Here is a 16,830-nt window from a genome sequence, read left to right as displayed (position 1 = left end):
TTGCGCCACGGCGCACAAAGGAAACAGCATGTTAAGCATCAAGAATTTAAAAGTCAGCGTAGAAGGCAACGAGATCCTCAAAGGCCTGAATCTGGAAATCAAACCCGGTGAAGTTCATGCCATCATGGGGCCGAACGGCTCGGGTAAAAGTACCTTGTCCGCCACGCTGGCCGGCCGTGAAGAATATGAAGTCACCGCAGGCGAAGTGATCTTTAAAGATAAGGATCTGTTGGCGCTGGATCCGGAAGAACGCGCCGGTGAAGGGGTTTTCCTGGCGTTCCAGTATCCGGTAGAAATTCCCGGTGTCAGTAACCATTTCTTCCTGCAAACGGCCGTGAATGCGGTACGTAAATACCGTGAAGAAGAACCTTTAGATCGCTTCGATTTTTCCGATTTCATTGAAGAAAAAATTGAACTGTTGAAGATGCCGGAAGATTTGCTGACTCGTTCGGTGAACGTTGGTTTCTCCGGCGGTGAGAAAAAACGTAATGACATCCTGCAAATGGCGGCGTTGGAGCCAGATCTGTGCATTCTGGATGAAACCGACTCCGGTCTGGACATCGATGCGTTAAAAATCGTGGCGAACGGGGTGAACTCTCTACGCAATGAAAAACGTGCTTTCATCATCGTAACCCACTATCAACGTATTCTGGATTACGTGAAGCCCGACTTCGTACACGTGCTGTATCAGGGCAAAATTATCAAGTCCGGTGACTTCTCGCTAGTCAAACAGTTGGAGGAGCAAGGCTATGGCTGGCTTACCGACCAACAGTAATAACCCGCATCAGAACAGTGCTACGGTACTGCAGCAACTGAGTCAATTGGTACAGCAAGGCGCTCGCGGTGGGCGTGCCGATAGCCATTGGCAGCAGGCTCAGAGGTTGGGTTTCCCAACCGCAAAGCATGAAGACTGGAAATATACTCCGATTAACCACTTGCTTGAACAACGTTTTGGCTTTGCTCAGACACAGGTTAGCTCACAGCAGTTAACCGCGCTGGCGCTGCCGCTAGACGCCTATCGTCTGGTCTTTGTGGACGGCCGTTTCGACGCCAGCCTGAGCGATACCGAATTCGGTGTTTATCTGGTTAGCCCACTGACTGCTGCCTCCGAATTGCCTGCCCCGGTGCAATCTGAGGTATTCCTGCATCTGACGGAAAGTCTGGCGCAGGAGGGCACAGTGGTTCGTCTGCCAGCGGGAAAACAGGCGGAAAAACCGCTATATCTGCTGCATATCAGCTCTGGTGCAGATACTGAGCTGGTGAATACCAGCCACTATCGCCACCATGTGATGCTGGAAGCGAATACTCAGGCTGATATTGTCGAGCATTATGTCAGCCTGAATGATTTGCCTCACTTTACCGGCGCGCGGCTGACCATTTCTGTCGGCGACAATGCCCAACTGAGCCACTGCAAGCTGGCCTTTGAAACGCCGCAAAGCTATCACTTTGCTCATAATGACGTGGTGATGGGACGTGACGCTCGCGCCAGAAGCTACAGTTTCTTGCTGGGTGCCGGCCTGACTCGCCATAACACCAGCGCCCAGCTTAACGGCGAGGGCGCAAGTTTATCGATGAACAGCCTGCTGTTACCTATTGGCCGCGAAGTTTGTGATACCCGAACCTATCTGGAACACAATAAAGGCTATTGCGAAAGCCGTCAGCTACATAAAACCGTGGTGCGGGAGCGGGGCAAGGCCGTGTTTAACGGCATGATCAAGGTGGCACAGCACGCGCTGAAAACCGACGGTCAGATGACCAATAACAACCTGTTGTTGAGCAAACTGGCAGAGGTGGACACCAAACCGCAGCTGGAAATTTACGCCGATGACGTGAAGTGCAGCCACGGTGCGACCGTCGGGCGGATTGACGCCGAACAGCTGTTCTATCTACAGTCCCGCGGTATCAGTCAGGCCGATGCTCAGCAAATGATTATCTTTGCTTTCGCTGCGGAATTGACCGAAGCGATGAGCAACGAAACCATCCGTAAACTGGTGATGGAGCGGATTGCCGAGCGTCTGGCGGGAGAATAATGATGAGAGAACAACTATGAGTTACCCGCTGGAACGCATTCGCGCCGATTTTCCATTGCTTGCCCGGGAAGTCAACGGCCAGCCGCTGGCCTATCTGGACAGCGCGGCTAGCGCGCAGAAACCCAATGCGGTGATTGAGCGCGAGCTAGAGTTTTACCGCAGCGGCTATGCGGCGGTGCATCGGGGAATTCACACCCTCAGCGCTGAGGCGACTCAGGCGATGGAACAAGTCCGCTGCCATGCGGCAGAATTTATCCATGCCAACTCGCCGGATGAAATCGTTTTTGTGAAAGGCACCACCGAAGCTATTAATCTGGTGGCAAACAGCTACGGGCGACATTTCCTCAAAGCTGGTGACAGTATTATCATCACCGAAATGGAGCATCACGCGAATATCGTTCCCTGGCAGATGCTGGCTCAGGAGCGCGGCATTGAAATTCGCGTCTGGCCGATTACCGCGAGCGGCGAATTGGATCTGAGCGTTCTACCGCACCTGATCGATGATTCGACTCGTTTGCTGGCCATGACTCACGTTTCCAACGTATTGGGTACGGTTAACCCGATTGAGCAAATCGTGGCAACGGCCAAGGCCGCCGGTTTGCTGGTGCTGGTGGACGGCGCTCAGGCGGTGATGCATCAGACGGTGGACGTACAGAAACTGGGCTGTGATTTTTATGCTTTCTCCGGCCACAAACTGTATGGACCGACCGGTATTGGTATTCTGTACGGAAAAAGCGAACTGTTGCAGCAAATGCCGCCGTGGGAAGGCGGTGGGGCGATGATTAAAACCGTCAGCCTGACCGAAGGAACCACCTACGCTGATGCGCCGGGGCGCTTTGAGGCCGGATCGCCGAACACCGCGGGTATGATGGGGTTAGGCGCGGCAATGAGCTACCTGAGCGAACTGGGGCTGGATAACATACAGCGCTACGAGCATGAGCTGATGGCCTACGCCGTCGAAGCACTGCAGCAGGTTGAAGGGGTAATCATGTACGGTCCAGCGTCACGGGCGGGAGTCATTGCCTTTAATCTGGGGCAACATCATGCCTTTGACGTAGGAAGTTTTCTCGATCAGTACGGGATTGCCATTCGTACCGGCCATCACTGTGCGATGCCATTGATGCAGCACTACGGCGTGCCGAGCATGTGCCGCGCTTCTCTGGCGGTTTATACCAGCCGAGAGGATATCAACCGGCTGGTGGCGGGGTTACAACGGGTCAAGCGTTTGCTAGGCTAAGTAAAGCCAAACTCCGCAGCGCCTGTTGGTCAGAGCGTTGCCGTTATCAAAGCTGGCTAGCGTCTTGGTCAGCTTTATTTTTTACCGTATTAGGAAGCCTCTCCATGGCCACGTTGCCAGATAAGCAAAAATTGATTCGCAATTTTTCCCGCTGCCATAATTGGGAAGAAAAATACCTGTACGTGATCGAATTGGGCGCTATGTTGCCGCCGTTGAGCGACACCGAGCGCCAGCCAGAAAACCTGATTAGCGGCTGCCAGAGCCAGGTGTGGATCAGCATGACCTTGACCGAGCAGGGCACTATTCATTTTGCCGGTGACAGCGATGCGACTATCGTAAAAGGGTTAGTTGCGGTCGTCTTTATTCTGTATCAGGGGTTAACTCCGCAGCAAATTATCGATCTGGACGTTCGCCCTTATTTTGCCGATTTGGCTCTAAGCCAGCATTTAACGCCATCTCGATCCCAGGGATTGGAAGCAATGATTCGCGCAATTCGTAATAAAGCATCATTATTAGTCTGAGTGACCTTTCTTCCGAGGCAGCGTGTCTGCCTCTCAGAACCTTCTTAATCATTTATTAATCTATTCACCCATAATTGTTATAAAAATATTTTTGCGAAGTCAGTCACAGTGTTAAAACGGTGATATTTCAGCAGGTTAAATCTTGTCTGGGGGGCGAAAAAGGCAAAGAAAAATTAATTTCTAACACCTTGATTTTTAGAGAAATAAATTGCCTTTAGAATCATTACTGTTAGTATAGTTTTGCCAATTATTGGCTATGAAAATCACACGAACTAGCTCGCCGTATAAACCGAATTTGAAGAAGTGATGTAGGAACTAAGCATGAAACGTGCATTAACTTTGATAGGTATGTTATTCGCCACCTGTATGGCAGGCAGTATCACTGCGGCCAATGCAACTGAATATCCTCTGCCACCGGCCAATAGTCGTCTTATTGGTGAAAATACTACCTTTACCGTTCCAAACGATGGCCGTCCGCTGGAGGCTATTGCTGCCGATTATAAAATCGGTCTATTGGGTATGCTGGAAGCCAACCCAGGCACCGATCCGTACTTACCTAAGCCGGGTTCAGTGTTAACCATTCCAACGCAAATGATACTGCCAGACACCCCGCGTGAAGGCATTGTGATTAACCTGGCAGAACTGCGTCTGTACTACTATCCAAAAGGTCAGGATAAAGTCATCGTTTATCCAATCGGTATCGGCCAGTTAGGGCGTAACACCCCAATTATGACGACCTCCGTCAGTCAGAAAATCCCGAATCCAACCTGGACGCCAACGGCGAATATTCGTAAGCACTATCTGGCGCAAGGCGTGACTTTACCGGCCGTTGTTCCTGCCGGTCCGGAAAATCCTATGGGTCTGTTTGCGATGCGTCTGTCTGCCGGTGCCGGTGAGTACCTGATTCACGGTACCAACGCTAACTTCGGTATCGGCATGCGCGTTAGCTCTGGCTGTATCCGTCTGCGTCCTGACGATATTCAGGCGCTGTTCAACTCGGTACCTAAAGGCACCCGCGTACAGATTATCAATGAGCCGATCAAATATTCTGTTGAACCGGACGGTAAACGCTACGTAGAAGTTCACCAGCCGCTGTCCCGTACAGACAATGACGATCCGCAAACCATGCCAATCGCGCTGAGTGCCGGTGTGAAAGCCTTTATGGCCGATGGCGAGACAGATACCGCAGTGGTTGAAAGTGCGATTGTACGCCGTTCTGGGATGCCAGTATTAGCCAGCAAAGGAATGGTAGCCTCTGATGCCGCTCCGGCTGCTGTAGCCCCTCTGGAAGCGTCACAGGCTGAAGAACAGACTATCCCTAAGCTTACTCAGCCAGGCCCAATCTATTCTGAGTCCCACTAATCACCGCAAATAAACGCCTCGACGTTGCGGGACAAGATGAAAGCAAGGATGCTTTCATTGTTCCAGCAGATAAATAAATCGACTTACCGGATAAGGATAAAGTGCAAATGACGAAGGTGAGGGGATTGTTCGGGGTAAAAAAAATGGCGCACAATGTGCGCCATTTTTCATTGAAGTAATATTACTTCTTGTAAGCGTGAGCTTGGTTGTCCAGACGTTGGTTAGCACGTGCTGCATCGTCTTTAGCTGCTTGAACGTCAGAACGGATTGCGTTCACGTCGTTGCTCAGTTGGTCAACTTTAGCGTTCAGAGTCTGAACGTCTGAAGACAGTTGATCAATTTTAGCATTGCTTGAACAACCAGCCAGCATAGTAGAAGCCAGAATTACCGCGCCCAGTACAAGTTTAGTACGATTCATTATTAACACCCTCTAGATTAAGTTAATCTCCATGTAGCGATACAAGTATTACACAAACTTTTTTCGAAAGAGAATAAATTTTTTATGTTAATGAGCTTTATTTTGATCGTTCGCTCAAAGAAGCGTCTGGTTTTAAAAAATCGTTAAAAAATAAAAACAAAACCAATGTACTCCATGGGACAAGTCTTATTTATAAAACAGCCTGTAACCGGGGCGGGATTAAATGTTTTTTGAGAAAGGACGGGAACAAAAAGATAAAAGAAAAACGCCGCTGTAATAAGCGGCGTTTAAATATATTCAGCAGAACAACCCGAGTTGGATTAAAGAACGTGTACTGAAGAAGTATTGGTCGTGCCGCTTGGTACCAGTGCACCAGAAACCATCACGACTACGTCACCTTTCTGCGCCAGACCGCTTGCCAATGCCGCTTCTTTACCAATACGGTAGAAATCATCGGTAGAAGCAATTTCTTTCACGACGGAAGGGATAACGCCTTTGGTCAGAATTAACTGACGCGCAGTCACTTCATTGGTGGTCAGCGCCAGAATAGTCGCGGTTGGGAAGTATTTACGTACCGACTTGGCTGACTTGCCGCCGCCGGTTGCAACGACGATCAACGGAGCACCCAGTTTCTCTGCGGTTTCAACTGCACCACGGCAAACGGCTTCGGTGATACGCATTTTGCGGTTGTCGTTCAGTGATTCGATGCGGCTAGGCATAACGCGATCTGTACGCTCACAGATGGTCGCCATGATGCTCACGGACTCCAGCGGGTATTTACCCTTGGCGCTTTCACCGGACAGCATCACTGCGTCGGTACCGTCCAGAATGGCGTTAGCTACGTCGCCGGCTTCTGCGCGGGTAGGGCGCGGGTTTTTGATCATGGAATCGAGCATTTGGGTGGCGGTGATGACCACTTTACGCGCGCGGTTACATTTCTCGATCATCATCTTCTGCGCGAAGATAACTTCTTCAACCGGGATTTCAACGCCCAGGTCGCCACGAGCAACCATGATACCGTCAGACGCTTCCAGAATTTCGTCGAAGTTATTCAGGCCTTCCTGGTTTTCAATTTTGGAGATGATCTGAATGTGTTCGCCGCCGTGGGCTTTCAGGTGCTCACGGATTTCCAGCACGTCAGAACGTTTACGAATAAAGGAAGCCGCAACGAAGTCAACGCCTTGCTCACAACCAAAGATCAGGTCGCCTTTGTCTTTTTCAGCCAGTGCAGGCAGTTGGATGGAAACGCCCGGCAGGTTAACGCCTTTGTTTTCGCCCAGATCGCCGTTGTTCAGTACTTTACAAACGACAGTGCTTTCAGTGACTTCAATCACTTCCATACCGATCAAACCGTCATCAACCAGCACGGTGTTACCGATTTTCAGGTCAGCGGCGAAGCCAGCGTAGGTAACGGCGACAGTTTGGTTGTTACCAATCACGCTCTGGTCAGTGGTGAAGGTGAAGGTCTGGCCAGCAACCAGCGCCACGTCTTTACCGCCTTCCAGTTTCATGGTGCGGATTTCCGGGCCTTTGGTGTCCAGCAGGATGCCCGCTTTCAGACCGGTTTTCTCCATAACCGCACGGATATTTTTGATACGTTGACCGTGCTCAGCATAGTCACCGTGGGAGAAGTTCAAACGCATGACGTTCATTCCTGCTTTCAGCAGGTTGGTCAACATTTCTTCAGATTCGGTTTTTGGCCCGATAGTACAAACAATTTTAGTCTTTTTCATGACGGATTTTTCTACAAGTTGTGATGGATAAAAAGCGAAAGAATCCGCCAGCTAGGCTGACGGAACGGAATGTGGGGCGTGTCTGGTGTAATGAAACAATACTAAGAATAGGTGACAGTTGAAGAGATCGAGCGGAAAACTTTTGCGCAGGACTTCGCGCTGGGCCTGTCTGCGACAGCCAATTGAGGAGTTGTATTTTTTTAGCGTATCTATAGATCAAGATGCTGAAACCATTCAACTGAAACGACGGTTCGTATTATACGGCGTAAGTGACCGGAAATGAAATGAAAATCAAATTCTCATCACCAGTTTTGATAAAAATCACGCAAATGTAGCGCAAACTGAGGCGCTCGGCGCGATTTGTTGCGCAACAGTCAGTGATTAAGCATACAGAGTGTAAATTTTATGTGACATTAGGGGCTATACAGCGAATAAAATCGAGGTGAATGCGCTGGATCGTCAGGAACTTGGAAAAACGAATTGAAGCATTTTGCGGGTCATGAGAATAGCGGTTGAGAATGAGAAGAATGAATGAGAAAGCGCGGTAAGAATCAAGATTTGGTGCGTCCGAGTGGACTCGAACCACCGACCCCCACCATGTCAAGGTGGTGCTCTAACCAACTGAGCTACGGACGCACTGAATAATCTTGTCAATCTGATGTTTGAATGGTGCGTCCGAGTGGACTCGAACCACCGACCCCCACCATGTCAAGGTGGTGCTCTAACCAACTGAGCTACGGACGCATATCATTCAATCTACTGCCAATGCTTGATAATAATGTTGGTGCGTCCGAGTGGACTCGAACCACCGACCCCCACCATGTCAAGGTGGTGCTCTAACCAACTGAGCTACGGACGCATCGATTATTACCGGCCATCAAAGGTGACGGCGGGGACGAATATTAACGGGCAGCCCGTCCTCTGGCAAGGAGAAAAACGCAATTTTATTCGTAATTTCACGCGATTGCTGAGCTTTCGCTCATTGCGACGTTTTTTTCTCCAGCTTTGATTCGGATTTTCCTGCACCGGGCGGAATAACCCGGCGCAGGTTTTTTTAGAACTTTATTTCCCGAATCATAACTGCGACGAGTTTAATGTGCGGCACGCTGCAAAATAAACTCGGCGGGTTGCCTTTGCAGCCAACGAATTCGCAATGTCATCAGAATCGCCGCAGCGGTCAGACCGATAATGAAACCGGTCCAGAAACCGCTTGGCCCCATCGCCGGGACCACATAATCGGTCAGGGCTAGAATATAGCCGCTCGGCAAACCTAACACCCAATAAGATGTAAAGGTGATAAAGAAGATAGAACGGGTATCTTTATAGCCGCGAAGTACGCCGCTGCCGATCACTTGTACCGCGTCAGACAGCTGATAAATTGCCGCCAGTAGCATCAGATGAGACGCCATAATCACCACTTCCGGCGATTTGTTGTAGAGCAGGGCGATTTGTTCGCGGAATATCACGGTCGATATCGCCGTCATCATCGCCAGACACAGGCCGACGGCGATGGCGGTATAAGCCGAAACCTGCGCGGCTGCAACAGAGCCTTCGCCCAAACGATGTCCTACGCGAATCGTTGCCGCTACGCTGAGAGACATGGGTAACATAAACATCAGTGAGCTGAAGTTAAGTGCGATCTGATGTCCAGCTACCGGCACAATCCCCAAGGGGGAGACCAACAGCGCCACGACGGCAAAAAGCGTCACTTCAAAAAACAGCGCCAGAGCAATCGGCAAACCGAGGCCGCTCAGGCGTTTCATTACATGCCAATCCGGTGGTGCGAAGCCTTTTTCCAGCTTGATATCCTGCTGTGAACGGGCTTTGGTCACATACCAACGCATCATCAGGAACATCACCCAGTACACGCTGGCGGTCGCCACGCCACAGCCCACGCCACCCAGCGCCGGTGCGCCAAACTTACCGTAGATGAAGATGTAGTTGATGGGGATATTGACCAGCAGGCCAAGAAAACCAATCACCATCCCCGGTTTGGTTTTGGATAATCCCTCACACTGATTACGCAAAACCTGGAAGAACAGATAACCCGGCGCGCCCCACAGAATCGCGTGCAAGAAGCCCACGGCTTTTTCTGCCATGACCGGATCGATGTTATGCATTCGGGTGATGACATGGTCGCTGTGATACAGCAGAGTCATAATCAGCACCGATAATATCGACGCCAGCCAAAAGCCCTGGCGAATCTGATGAGCGATTTGGTCACGGCGACCTGAGCCATTTAATTGAGCTACGGTTGGCGTTAATGCCAAGAGCAGGCCGTGACCGAACAGGATAACGGGGAGCCAGATTGAGGTACCGACGGCGACGGCCGCCATGTCGGTGGCACTGACCGAGCCGGCCATAATAGTATCGACCACCCCCATGGCAGTTTGGGATACCGAGGCGATCACCACCGGAATAGCCAGCGCTAATAAGCAGCGGACTTCTGTTAGATACTTTTGCAAGTACACACCTTTCTAATAATGTTGGGATTAAGCAGGCTAATAGTTACGATGATAAAATATCGTCCTTGAGGGCAAATATTGTACCGTCTCTAAAAGCTTAAGCAATCATTTGTAACTTATTATCAACGAAGTAGATAACCTTGCAGATTTTTACCTTTCGCGAATTGGTTTTCCGGTTTTTCTAGGGCAAACTGAGGTCAATCAAGATAATTTTCCTCGCTATAGATAACGAATAAGAGGCATTGCCTATGTTTACTGGTATTGTTAAGGCCACCGCGCCAGTTGTGGCCATCGATGAAAAGGCCAATTTTCGCACCCACGTCATCAAATTCCCTACGGATATGTTGCCAGAGCTGGCTTTAGGCGCATCTGTGTCTCACAACGGTTGCTGCCTCACGGTGACCAAGGTGGAAGGCGATTTGGTCAGCTTTGATTTGATTAAAGAAACGCTGCGCATTACCAATTTGGGTCAGCTACAGGTTGGCGATATGGTGAATCTGGAGCGCGCGGCTAAATTCAGCGATGAAATTGGTGGGCACCTGATGTCTGGCCACATTACCTGCACCGCCGAGATTGCCAAAATCTACACGTCTGAAAATAATCGCCAGATCTGGTTCCGTATGCCAAGTGAAGATTTGATGAAATACGTGTTGCACAAAGGCTTTATCGGTATCGACGGCATCAGCCTGACCATTGGCGAAGTAGAAGGGAAACGTTTCTGCGTGCATTTGATTCCGGAAACGCTGGAACGCACCACTTTGGGCAAAAAACGTTTGGGGCAGACCGTCAATATTGAAATCGATCCGCAAACCCAGGCGGTGGTCGAAACGGTAGAACGTATATTGGCTCAGCGGGATATCGCCGGCGCGGCGGCGCATTTGGCCAGTGACATGGCGGCTAAAGCGCAATCTTAACATTACAGCGCTGAATCGAAGCAAGCGCCGCGCTGTGGAGCAAATGCTGCTTTAATCGGCCTGAAAAAAAGAAAAGGGATAACAGCCTTGGCCGTATCCCTTTTTTTGATCCCGTGAATCAGACGTTAGCGAGGAACGCGGAGACCGCCATCAACGCCGCGCGGGCTAAACAATACCTGCCATAGCTGAATATCTCTGACGCGGAACGCACCGGCGCAGGCATTCAGGTAATAGCTGAACATTCTCTCAAATCGTTCCGAGTATTTTTCAGACAAAACTGGCCACGCGGCGCGGAATTTTTCGTACCACGCCATCAGCGTGCGATCATAGTCAGCGCCAAAATTGTGCCAGTCTTCCATAATGAGCCGCGACTCGCTGGCGTCGGCAATTTGTCGAATCGAAGGCAGGCAGCCGTTAGGGAAGATATAGCGGTCAATCCACGGATCAACGCTCAGATTGCTACGGTTCGCGCCAATAGTATGCAGCAAGAACAGACCATCGGGTTTTAGATTGCGTTCGACGACTTCAAAATAGGTTGGATAGTTCTTTGGCCCAACGTGTTCGAACATACCGACGGAAACAATGCGGTCAAACTGTTGATGCAAATCTCGATAGTCTTGCAGCAGGATAGTGACATCCAGTCCGGCGCAGCGCTCTTGCGCCAGTTTTTGCTGTTCGGCAGAAATGGTGACGCCCTGAACGGAAACGCCATAATGACGGGCGGCAAAAGCGGATAATCCCCCCCAGCCACAGCCGATATCCAGCAGTTTCATGCCGGGTTTCAGCCGCAGTTTTTCACAGATCATGCGCAGTTTATGTTCCTGCGCTTGTTCCAGATTGGCGGCGTCTTTCCAGTATCCGCAGGAATATTGCATGTGGCTGTCTAGCATTCTGCTAAACAGATCGTTACCGAGATCGTAATGTTCTTTGCCGACGATCCAGGCGCGTTTTTTCGATTGCAGGTTAGTCAGGCGGGCGGTTGCGACGCGTAAGGTATCTTTGAAATGGCGGGGGAGTTTCTTTTCCAGACCGGCTCGTAGCACGCGCTGGAAAAAAATGTCCAGTCGTTCACAGTCCCACCATCCGTCCATATAACTTTCCCCGAGTCCCAGCGAGCCTTGCTGCAATGCGCGCTTAAAGAAATCAGGATTATGAACCTGAATATCGAAAGGTCTTGAACCATTGATTTCAATATCGGCCTGGCTCAACATCTCATTCACAATGCGATACCACGGATTTTCTTGAATACTTTGGTCTTCTATACAGGATGAACTCATAGTTTCTCCATCACTTTCTTCTGACTGATGTCCCGCAATAAACGAAAAAATTGCAGGCGCATACCGAATAGGTATTGGCTACCTTGGTGTCTGATATCCAACTACGGACAGAGGAAGATTAAGAAGTAAATCTACTGCGTTTGGCACTAGGTTCACTCATCCTTAAGGATAAATGTAACGCGATCAACGTGTACAAAATATGAAACTAATATGACTTTTTTCTAACGGCTTTATTTATAACTGGGATCGAGTATAGGCGCGCCGGAAAGGTTTCTCAATAATAAATCTGTCTCGGCGCGTTAGAAAGGCTGTAATAATTTCCCTTAGGAATGATGACTCTCTGAGATTAATTCTCTTTGATTATCAGAGTCATCCTTATTTGTGGCATATAAATGTATGAAATAACCCAGCGCTGCAAATAATACCGTCAACACCATGACAGTCACGGTGGCTAATAACGGTTGAGTAATAAAGGCTGACACCAACATGCTGGCAATAAAACAGGTTCCCAGCTGTAGGGTATTCTGCAATGCGGCGGCCTTCCCGGTGTTATTGGGAAAAGGAATTAATGCATTTGACACCACAATCGGGTAACAGGCACCGTTGACCAGCGCCATCACGCAGAATGGAATTAATAAAGTCAGCAGGTTAGGTTCTGTTAGGGTCGCCACCAGATACAGGGCGATCATGCTTAAAGCGTAACCAACCAGAAGCCACGGTAATAGAGTATTGCCTTTCATGTAATTCAGTGCGCTGCGACAGCCGTAACCACCCAGCAAGAAAGCCAGGGTTTGCGGGACGTAGCTCAGGCCAATCACATTCGGGCTATAGCCCATATCGCCCAAAATAAAGGGTGAGCCGGTTAGCCAGGCAAAGAAACCAGCGCTGCAAGCGGCGAAAATCATCACGTTTCCGCTGAATAGCGGCGATTTAATAATCTGCCAGAAGTTAAGATTATCTTTCTCGCTCTCACTACTTTGCGCATTCTTTTGCTTTTCTTTTAATAAAGCAGTCGGAATCAACAGCAGCAGAGTAATCGCCAATAGCACCACGAAAATGGCGCGCCAGCTAAAGTGGTTCAGTAACCAGGCGCCCAGCAGGGGTGCTAACGCAGGAGAAAGGGCGACCAAAGGCATAATAGTGGCAAAGACCCGATTGGCCTTGCCATCGCGATAACGGTCAATCACCAGCGCTTGCCAGGTCACCGCAGCGGAACAAACTCCCACGGCCTGAACCAGACGTAATGCTAACAGTTGTACCGGCGTTTGCACCCAAACCATTCCCAAACAGCCGAAGGCAAACAGACTTAAACCGAGCAACAACACAGGTTTCCGCCCCAATTTATCGGATAAAGGTCCCCAGACTAATTGTGCAATGGCAAATCCGGCGAGAAAAATGCTCAAACTGGCGCTGATCGAGCCAGCCGAAGCCTGCAAATCTTGTTGCATGGCGCCAAAAGCGGGTAAGTACATATCCGTGGCAAGGTATCCCAACATGCTCAGACCGGCGAGGTAGAACATAAAGCTAGTGGATGTTTTCATTTTCGTTATTTATCTCGTTTATCTGTATACCCGTTATCTTTCGAACCGCAGCGGTGTTGGCTACCTTCGCTCACCCCAGTCACTTAGTGGCTCGGTTCCTTGGGATTCGCGGCGTTGCCGCCTGGCTACAATCCGAAAGCAGGTTATCTTTGCAGGAGAATTAATGCGGGGGGCATTCTATCCGGCTGGCTATTCCCCTGTGAAACGGTAATATTTGCATACTGGTGTGAAAATAATTGAAGGCAAGGCAATGTGGTCGGAATATTCATTGGAAGTGGTTGATGCGGTTGCCAGAACCGGTAGTTTTAGCGCTGCTGCACAAGAACTGCATCGCGTGCCTTCTGCCGTCAGCTATACGGTCAGACAACTCGAGACATGGCTGGCAGTGCCACTGTTTGAACGACGACACCGCGATGTGGAACTGACGGCAGCGGGAGCGCTGTTTATTAAAGAAGCGCGAACTGTTATCAAAAAAATGATTGATACGCGTCGTCAATGTCAGCAGGTCGCTAACGGTTGGCGCGGCCATCTGGATATTGCTATCGACATTATTGTGAAGCCGTTACGCAGCCGTCAGTTGGTGCTGGATTTTTATCGTCATTTCCCCGATATCGAACTGCGGGTGCATTTTGAGGTATTCAACGGCGTGTGGGATGCGCTGGCGGATGGTCGTGCCGATGTGGCTATTGGTGCGACGCGTGCGGTGCCAGTCGGTGGGCGCTTTACCTTCCGTGATATGGGGTTTATGAACTGGCACTGCGTGGTCAGTGCCACTCATCCGCTGGCATCTCAGAGCGGCCCTTTGACCGACGATCAGCTGCGGCCTTACCCTTCGCTCTGCATTGAGGACACTGCCCGTAATCTGCCGAAGCGCGATACCTGGACGCTGGACAACCAGCGACGGCTGGTGGCACCGGATTGGCAAACGGGCATTGACTGTCTGTGTGACGGTTTATGTATTGGTATGGTTCCGGCGCATCGCGTCGAGCCGCTGGCCAAACAGGGGAAACTGGTGATTATTACGCTGGCTCAGCCCTTGCCAGATAGCCCTTGCTGCCTGAGCTGGGAGCAAAACAACCATTCGCCCGCTATGGCGTGGCTGCTGGAGTACCTTGGGGATACGGAAACGCTGAATGCCGAATGGCTGCGAGCGGGGGACGGTGTAGAAAACACGCGGGAAGCCGTTTCAACGGGCTAAACGGCTTCCCACAGCGGTTTTAACGACGATAATCGCGGAAAGGACCATCAGCAACAGAACGGCGTTCAACCAGTTTTGGATGTACTTCAATGGTTTGGGGATCTTCACGTTTGCTGACAATGCGATCCAGCAACATTGCAAAGGCGCTTTCGCCCAAACGTTCTTTTGGCTGATGAATAGTGGTCAGTGCCGGTGAGAAATAGCGCGCATTTCGCACATTGTCATATCCGATCACCGAAATATCCTGCGGAACGCGTAAACCTAATTCATCGGCAGCACAAATAGCGCCCATAGCCATAATATCGCCGCCGCAGAATACCGCGGTTGGGCGATGTTTCTGCGTTAGGATTTGATGCATGGCTTTATAACCGGATTCCGGTTCAAAATCCCCTTGAACCACCCATTCATCACGCAGTTTAATATTGGCTTCTTCCAACGCTTTGATAAAGCCCTGATGACGCCCACCGCCAGTATTGCGAGCCAGTTGCCCCGGAATGGCTCCAATATCGCGATGACCGCGTTCAATCAGATAACGGCCAGCCAAATAACCGCCTTCAAAGGCATTATCAATAATGGAGTCGGTAAAATCGCCGCGCGCGGTGCCCCAATCCATGACTACCATCGGAATATTGCGATAATCTTCCAGCATGCCCAACAGTTGCTCTGGATACTCGGAACACATTACCAGCAAACCGTCGACGCGTTTTTGCGCCAGCATAGCCAGATACGCTTTCTGCTTATCCAGATTATTATGAGAGTTACACAAAATCAGCGTATAGCCTTTGCTATAGCAGCTATTTTCTACCGCTTCGATCACTTCCGCAAAATAGGGTGCTTCGCTGGAAGTGGCTAGCAAACCAATCGATTTAGTGTGATTGACTTTCAGGCTTCGTGCGACGGCACTGGGCGAATAGTGCAGCTCTTTAATGGCGGCCCACACGGCGGCCTTGGTGTCTTCGGCGACGAAACGTGTTTTATTGATGACGTGCGAAACGGTGGTGGTGGAAACGCCCGCGCGTTTGGCCACATCTTTAATCGTTGCCATAAAAAGAATGACTCCTAAACTGACCTGTTACAGCAGGTAAGTATTATGTTAATCGTTTGCCTGCGTTGTTCGAACCCTTTCAGACAGATATCATCAGTTCCGCTGGTTATTTTCGTCAGCGCGCTAGTCTGAAAGGGGTTTTTAGGCGTTATTGGTCGGTACGCAGTAATGAACTGCGGATTTTGGCCGATTTAAAGAAAAAGTGAAAGATCTAATCAACGTTATAAAGTGAGTAATGATAACAAGATTTTATTCTCGAACTGTGGGAAAATCGTTTTACACACTAACTATGTGCCTTTATCCACCCAAATTAACCGACTGAGGAGTTTATATGGATACTGATCTGAAAATGTCATTGATTACTACTATTGGTTCGTTGGCAGTGATTATGATCTTTAGCTTTACAGCGGTAATGAACTAAACCCTGACTGTTTTAGAACTGTACAGATTTTGAGCGAGAAGGGCGGAGCCGTTATCCGCCCTTGATATTAGCCAGCTAATCAGGCCAGATTTTTCTCTACGAACGCCCAGTTAACCAGCGCCCAGAAGTTTTCCAGATAAGTCGGCCGCGCATTGCGGTAATCGATATAGTAAGCGTGCTCCCACACATCGACAGTCAGCAATGGTTTATCCGAAGTGGTTAGCGGCGTTGCTGCATTAGAAGTGCTCACGATCGCCAGCGAGCCGTCCGGTTTTTTCACCAGCCAGGTCCAACCCGCGCCAAAGTTTTTCACGGCAGCATCGGTAAACTGTTGTTTGAACTCCGCGAAAGACCCAAAAGATGCGGCGATCGCTTCGGCTACTGCGCCCTTCGGTTCGCCACCGGCGTTTGGCGCCAGGCAGTTCCAGTAGAAGGTGTGATTCCATACTTGAGCGGCGTTATTGAAGATACCGCCAGTGGAGGTTTTTACGATCTCTTCCAGCGATTGACCAGCAAACTCGGTATCTTTAATCAAATTATTCAGGTTTACCACGTAGGTGTTGTGGTGCTTGCCGTAGTGATAATCCAGCGTTTCTGCCGAGATATGAGGCTCAAGGGCGTTCTTTGCATAAGGCAGTGCAGGTAATTCAAAAGACATTGCTTTCTCC

General features: G+C 50.0%; 15 protein-coding genes and 3 tRNA genes. 8 read left to right on the top strand and 10 right to left on the bottom strand.

Annotation, left to right across the window (positions count from 1 at the left end):
• Positions 1-28 precede the first annotated feature (28 nt).
• The 5 genes from sufC (at position 29) to ACQ4OC_RS04205 (ending at position 5,150) form a co-directional block, all read left to right on the top strand.
• Positions 29-775, top strand: coding sequence for a Fe-S cluster assembly ATPase SufC (sufC, locus tag ACQ4OC_RS04225; RefSeq protein WP_120805561.1), 747 nt, complete (start codon positions 29-31; stop codon positions 773-775).
• Positions 750-2,030 (top strand): Fe-S cluster assembly protein SufD, encoded by a 1,281-nt coding sequence (gene sufD, locus ACQ4OC_RS04220; RefSeq protein ID WP_430970961.1) that lies wholly within the window; start codon positions 750-752, stop codon positions 2,028-2,030. The genes sufC and sufD overlap by 26 nt, the downstream gene beginning before the upstream one ends.
• A 16-nt stretch (positions 2,031-2,046) precedes the next feature.
• Positions 2,047-3,267, top strand: coding sequence for a cysteine desulfurase SufS (gene sufS, locus ACQ4OC_RS04215; protein WP_430970960.1), 1,221 nt, complete (start codon positions 2,047-2,049; stop codon positions 3,265-3,267).
• Between the two features lie 104 nt (positions 3,268-3,371).
• Positions 3,372-3,788: a cysteine desulfuration protein SufE gene (gene sufE / locus ACQ4OC_RS04210; protein ID WP_120805557.1), complete on the top strand. Its 417-nt coding sequence runs from the start codon at positions 3,372-3,374 to the stop codon at positions 3,786-3,788.
• Between the two features lie 321 nt (positions 3,789-4,109).
• Complete coding sequence (locus tag ACQ4OC_RS04205) at positions 4,110-5,150, top strand: L,D-transpeptidase family protein (protein WP_064513980.1); 1,041 nt, start codon at positions 4,110-4,112, stop codon at positions 5,148-5,150.
• Positions 5,151-5,331: 181 nt separating this feature from the next.
• Here the strand turns inward: ACQ4OC_RS04205 and ACQ4OC_RS04200 are convergent, their stop codons facing one another.
• The 6 genes from ACQ4OC_RS04200 to ACQ4OC_RS04175 all read right to left on the bottom strand — a co-directional run bounded on the left by ACQ4OC_RS04200 (position 5,332) and on the right by ACQ4OC_RS04175 (position 9,766).
• On the bottom strand, positions 5,332-5,568 hold the full coding sequence (locus ACQ4OC_RS04200; RefSeq protein ID WP_005165631.1) for a major outer membrane lipoprotein: 237 nt from the start codon (positions 5,566-5,568) through the stop codon (positions 5,332-5,334).
• 320 nt (positions 5,569-5,888) lie between these two features.
• Positions 5,889-7,301 carry a pyruvate kinase PykF gene (gene pykF / locus ACQ4OC_RS04195; protein WP_049600123.1) on the bottom strand — a complete coding sequence of 471 codons (1,413 nt, stop codon included), beginning with the start codon at positions 7,299-7,301 and terminating at the stop codon, positions 5,889-5,891.
• Between the two features lie 559 nt (positions 7,302-7,860).
• Positions 7,861-7,937: transfer RNA gene (locus ACQ4OC_RS04190), tRNA-Val, on the bottom strand.
• 31 nt (positions 7,938-7,968) lie between these two features.
• Positions 7,969-8,045, bottom strand: a tRNA-Val gene (locus ACQ4OC_RS04185).
• Between the two features lie 38 nt (positions 8,046-8,083).
• A tRNA-Val gene (locus ACQ4OC_RS04180) sits at positions 8,084-8,160 on the bottom strand.
• Between the two features lie 232 nt (positions 8,161-8,392).
• On the bottom strand, positions 8,393-9,766 hold the full coding sequence (locus ACQ4OC_RS04175; RefSeq protein WP_064513978.1) for an MATE family efflux transporter: 1,374 nt from the start codon (positions 9,764-9,766) through the stop codon (positions 8,393-8,395).
• 248 nt (positions 9,767-10,014) lie between these two features.
• Between ACQ4OC_RS04175 and ACQ4OC_RS04170 the strand changes: the two genes are divergently transcribed.
• A complete protein-coding gene (locus ACQ4OC_RS04170; RefSeq protein WP_064513976.1) occupies positions 10,015-10,680 on the top strand; it encodes a riboflavin synthase in 666 nt (221 codons plus the stop codon).
• Between the two features lie 125 nt (positions 10,681-10,805).
• Here ACQ4OC_RS04170 and cfa read toward each other — a convergent pair whose 3' ends face one another.
• The gene (cfa, locus tag ACQ4OC_RS04165) at positions 10,806-11,957 is read right to left on the bottom strand and encodes a cyclopropane fatty acyl phospholipid synthase (protein WP_064513974.1); all 1,152 of its coding nucleotides are present in this window, start codon (positions 11,955-11,957) and stop codon (positions 10,806-10,808) included.
• Between the two features lie 323 nt (positions 11,958-12,280).
• The gene (gene punC, locus ACQ4OC_RS04160; RefSeq protein ID WP_064513972.1) at positions 12,281-13,498 is read right to left on the bottom strand and encodes a purine nucleoside transporter PunC; all 1,218 of its coding nucleotides are present in this window, start codon (positions 13,496-13,498) and stop codon (positions 12,281-12,283) included.
• A gap of 250 nt (positions 13,499-13,748) precedes the next feature.
• On the opposite strand from punC, the gene punR reads away from it, so the two are divergent.
• Positions 13,749-14,696 (top strand): DNA-binding transcriptional activator PunR, encoded by a 948-nt coding sequence (gene punR / locus ACQ4OC_RS04155; RefSeq protein ID WP_064513970.1) that lies wholly within the window; start codon positions 13,749-13,751, stop codon positions 14,694-14,696.
• A 19-nt stretch (positions 14,697-14,715) separates the two neighbouring features.
• On the opposite strand, the gene purR is transcribed toward punR, so the two are convergent.
• The gene (purR, locus tag ACQ4OC_RS04150; protein ID WP_049600138.1) at positions 14,716-15,741 is read right to left on the bottom strand and encodes an HTH-type transcriptional repressor PurR; all 1,026 of its coding nucleotides are present in this window, start codon (positions 15,739-15,741) and stop codon (positions 14,716-14,718) included.
• A 331-nt stretch (positions 15,742-16,072) separates the two neighbouring features.
• Between purR and ACQ4OC_RS04145 the strand changes: the two genes are divergently transcribed.
• The gene (locus ACQ4OC_RS04145; RefSeq protein WP_120805555.1) at positions 16,073-16,162 is read left to right on the top strand and encodes a YnhF family membrane protein; all 90 of its coding nucleotides are present in this window, start codon (positions 16,073-16,075) and stop codon (positions 16,160-16,162) included.
• A 79-nt stretch (positions 16,163-16,241) separates the two neighbouring features.
• Here the strand turns inward: ACQ4OC_RS04145 and sodB are convergent, their stop codons facing one another.
• On the bottom strand, positions 16,242-16,820 hold the full coding sequence (sodB, locus tag ACQ4OC_RS04140; RefSeq protein ID WP_064513968.1) for a superoxide dismutase [Fe]: 579 nt from the start codon (positions 16,818-16,820) through the stop codon (positions 16,242-16,244).
• Between the last annotated feature and the right edge of the window lie 10 nt (positions 16,821-16,830).

Origin of the sequence: Yersinia sp. J1 (assembly GCF_050586585.1) — a bacterium.
GTDB classification, from domain to species: Bacteria; Pseudomonadota; Gammaproteobacteria; order Enterobacterales; family Enterobacteriaceae; genus Yersinia; species Yersinia entomophaga.
Note: the sequence above shows the minus strand (reverse complement) of the source record. Positions and strands in the feature narration are given on the sequence as shown.

What these genes read in the sequence shown, in the direction of transcription:
- sufD (WP_430970961.1), top strand. Translation starts at nt 750, where the DNA reads ATGGCTGGCTTACCGACCAACAGTAATAACCCGCATCAGAACAGTGCT.
- sodB (WP_064513968.1), bottom strand. Translation starts at nt 16,820, where the DNA reads ATGTCTTTTGAATTACCTGCACTGCCTTATGCAAAGAACGCCCTTGAG.
- cfa (WP_064513974.1), bottom strand. Translation starts at nt 11,957, where the DNA reads ATGAGTTCATCCTGTATAGAAGACCAAAGTATTCAAGAAAATCCGTGG.
- ACQ4OC_RS04145 (WP_120805555.1), top strand. Translation starts at nt 16,073, where the DNA reads ATGGATACTGATCTGAAAATGTCATTGATTACTACTATTGGTTCGTTG.
- ACQ4OC_RS04170 (WP_064513976.1), top strand. Translation starts at nt 10,015, where the DNA reads ATGTTTACTGGTATTGTTAAGGCCACCGCGCCAGTTGTGGCCATCGAT.
- purR (WP_049600138.1), bottom strand. Translation starts at nt 15,741, where the DNA reads ATGGCAACGATTAAAGATGTGGCCAAACGCGCGGGCGTTTCCACCACC.
- sufS (WP_430970960.1), top strand. Translation starts at nt 2,047, where the DNA reads ATGAGTTACCCGCTGGAACGCATTCGCGCCGATTTTCCATTGCTTGCC.
- pykF (WP_049600123.1), bottom strand. Translation starts at nt 7,301, where the DNA reads ATGAAAAAGACTAAAATTGTTTGTACTATCGGGCCAAAAACCGAATCT.
- sufC (WP_120805561.1), top strand. Translation starts at nt 29, where the DNA reads ATGTTAAGCATCAAGAATTTAAAAGTCAGCGTAGAAGGCAACGAGATC.
- ACQ4OC_RS04205 (WP_064513980.1), top strand. Translation starts at nt 4,110, where the DNA reads ATGAAACGTGCATTAACTTTGATAGGTATGTTATTCGCCACCTGTATG.
- punR (WP_064513970.1), top strand. Translation starts at nt 13,749, where the DNA reads ATGTGGTCGGAATATTCATTGGAAGTGGTTGATGCGGTTGCCAGAACC.
- punC (WP_064513972.1), bottom strand. Translation starts at nt 13,498, where the DNA reads ATGAAAACATCCACTAGCTTTATGTTCTACCTCGCCGGTCTGAGCATG.
- ACQ4OC_RS04200 (WP_005165631.1), bottom strand. Translation starts at nt 5,568, where the DNA reads ATGAATCGTACTAAACTTGTACTGGGCGCGGTAATTCTGGCTTCTACT.
- sufE (WP_120805557.1), top strand. Translation starts at nt 3,372, where the DNA reads ATGGCCACGTTGCCAGATAAGCAAAAATTGATTCGCAATTTTTCCCGC.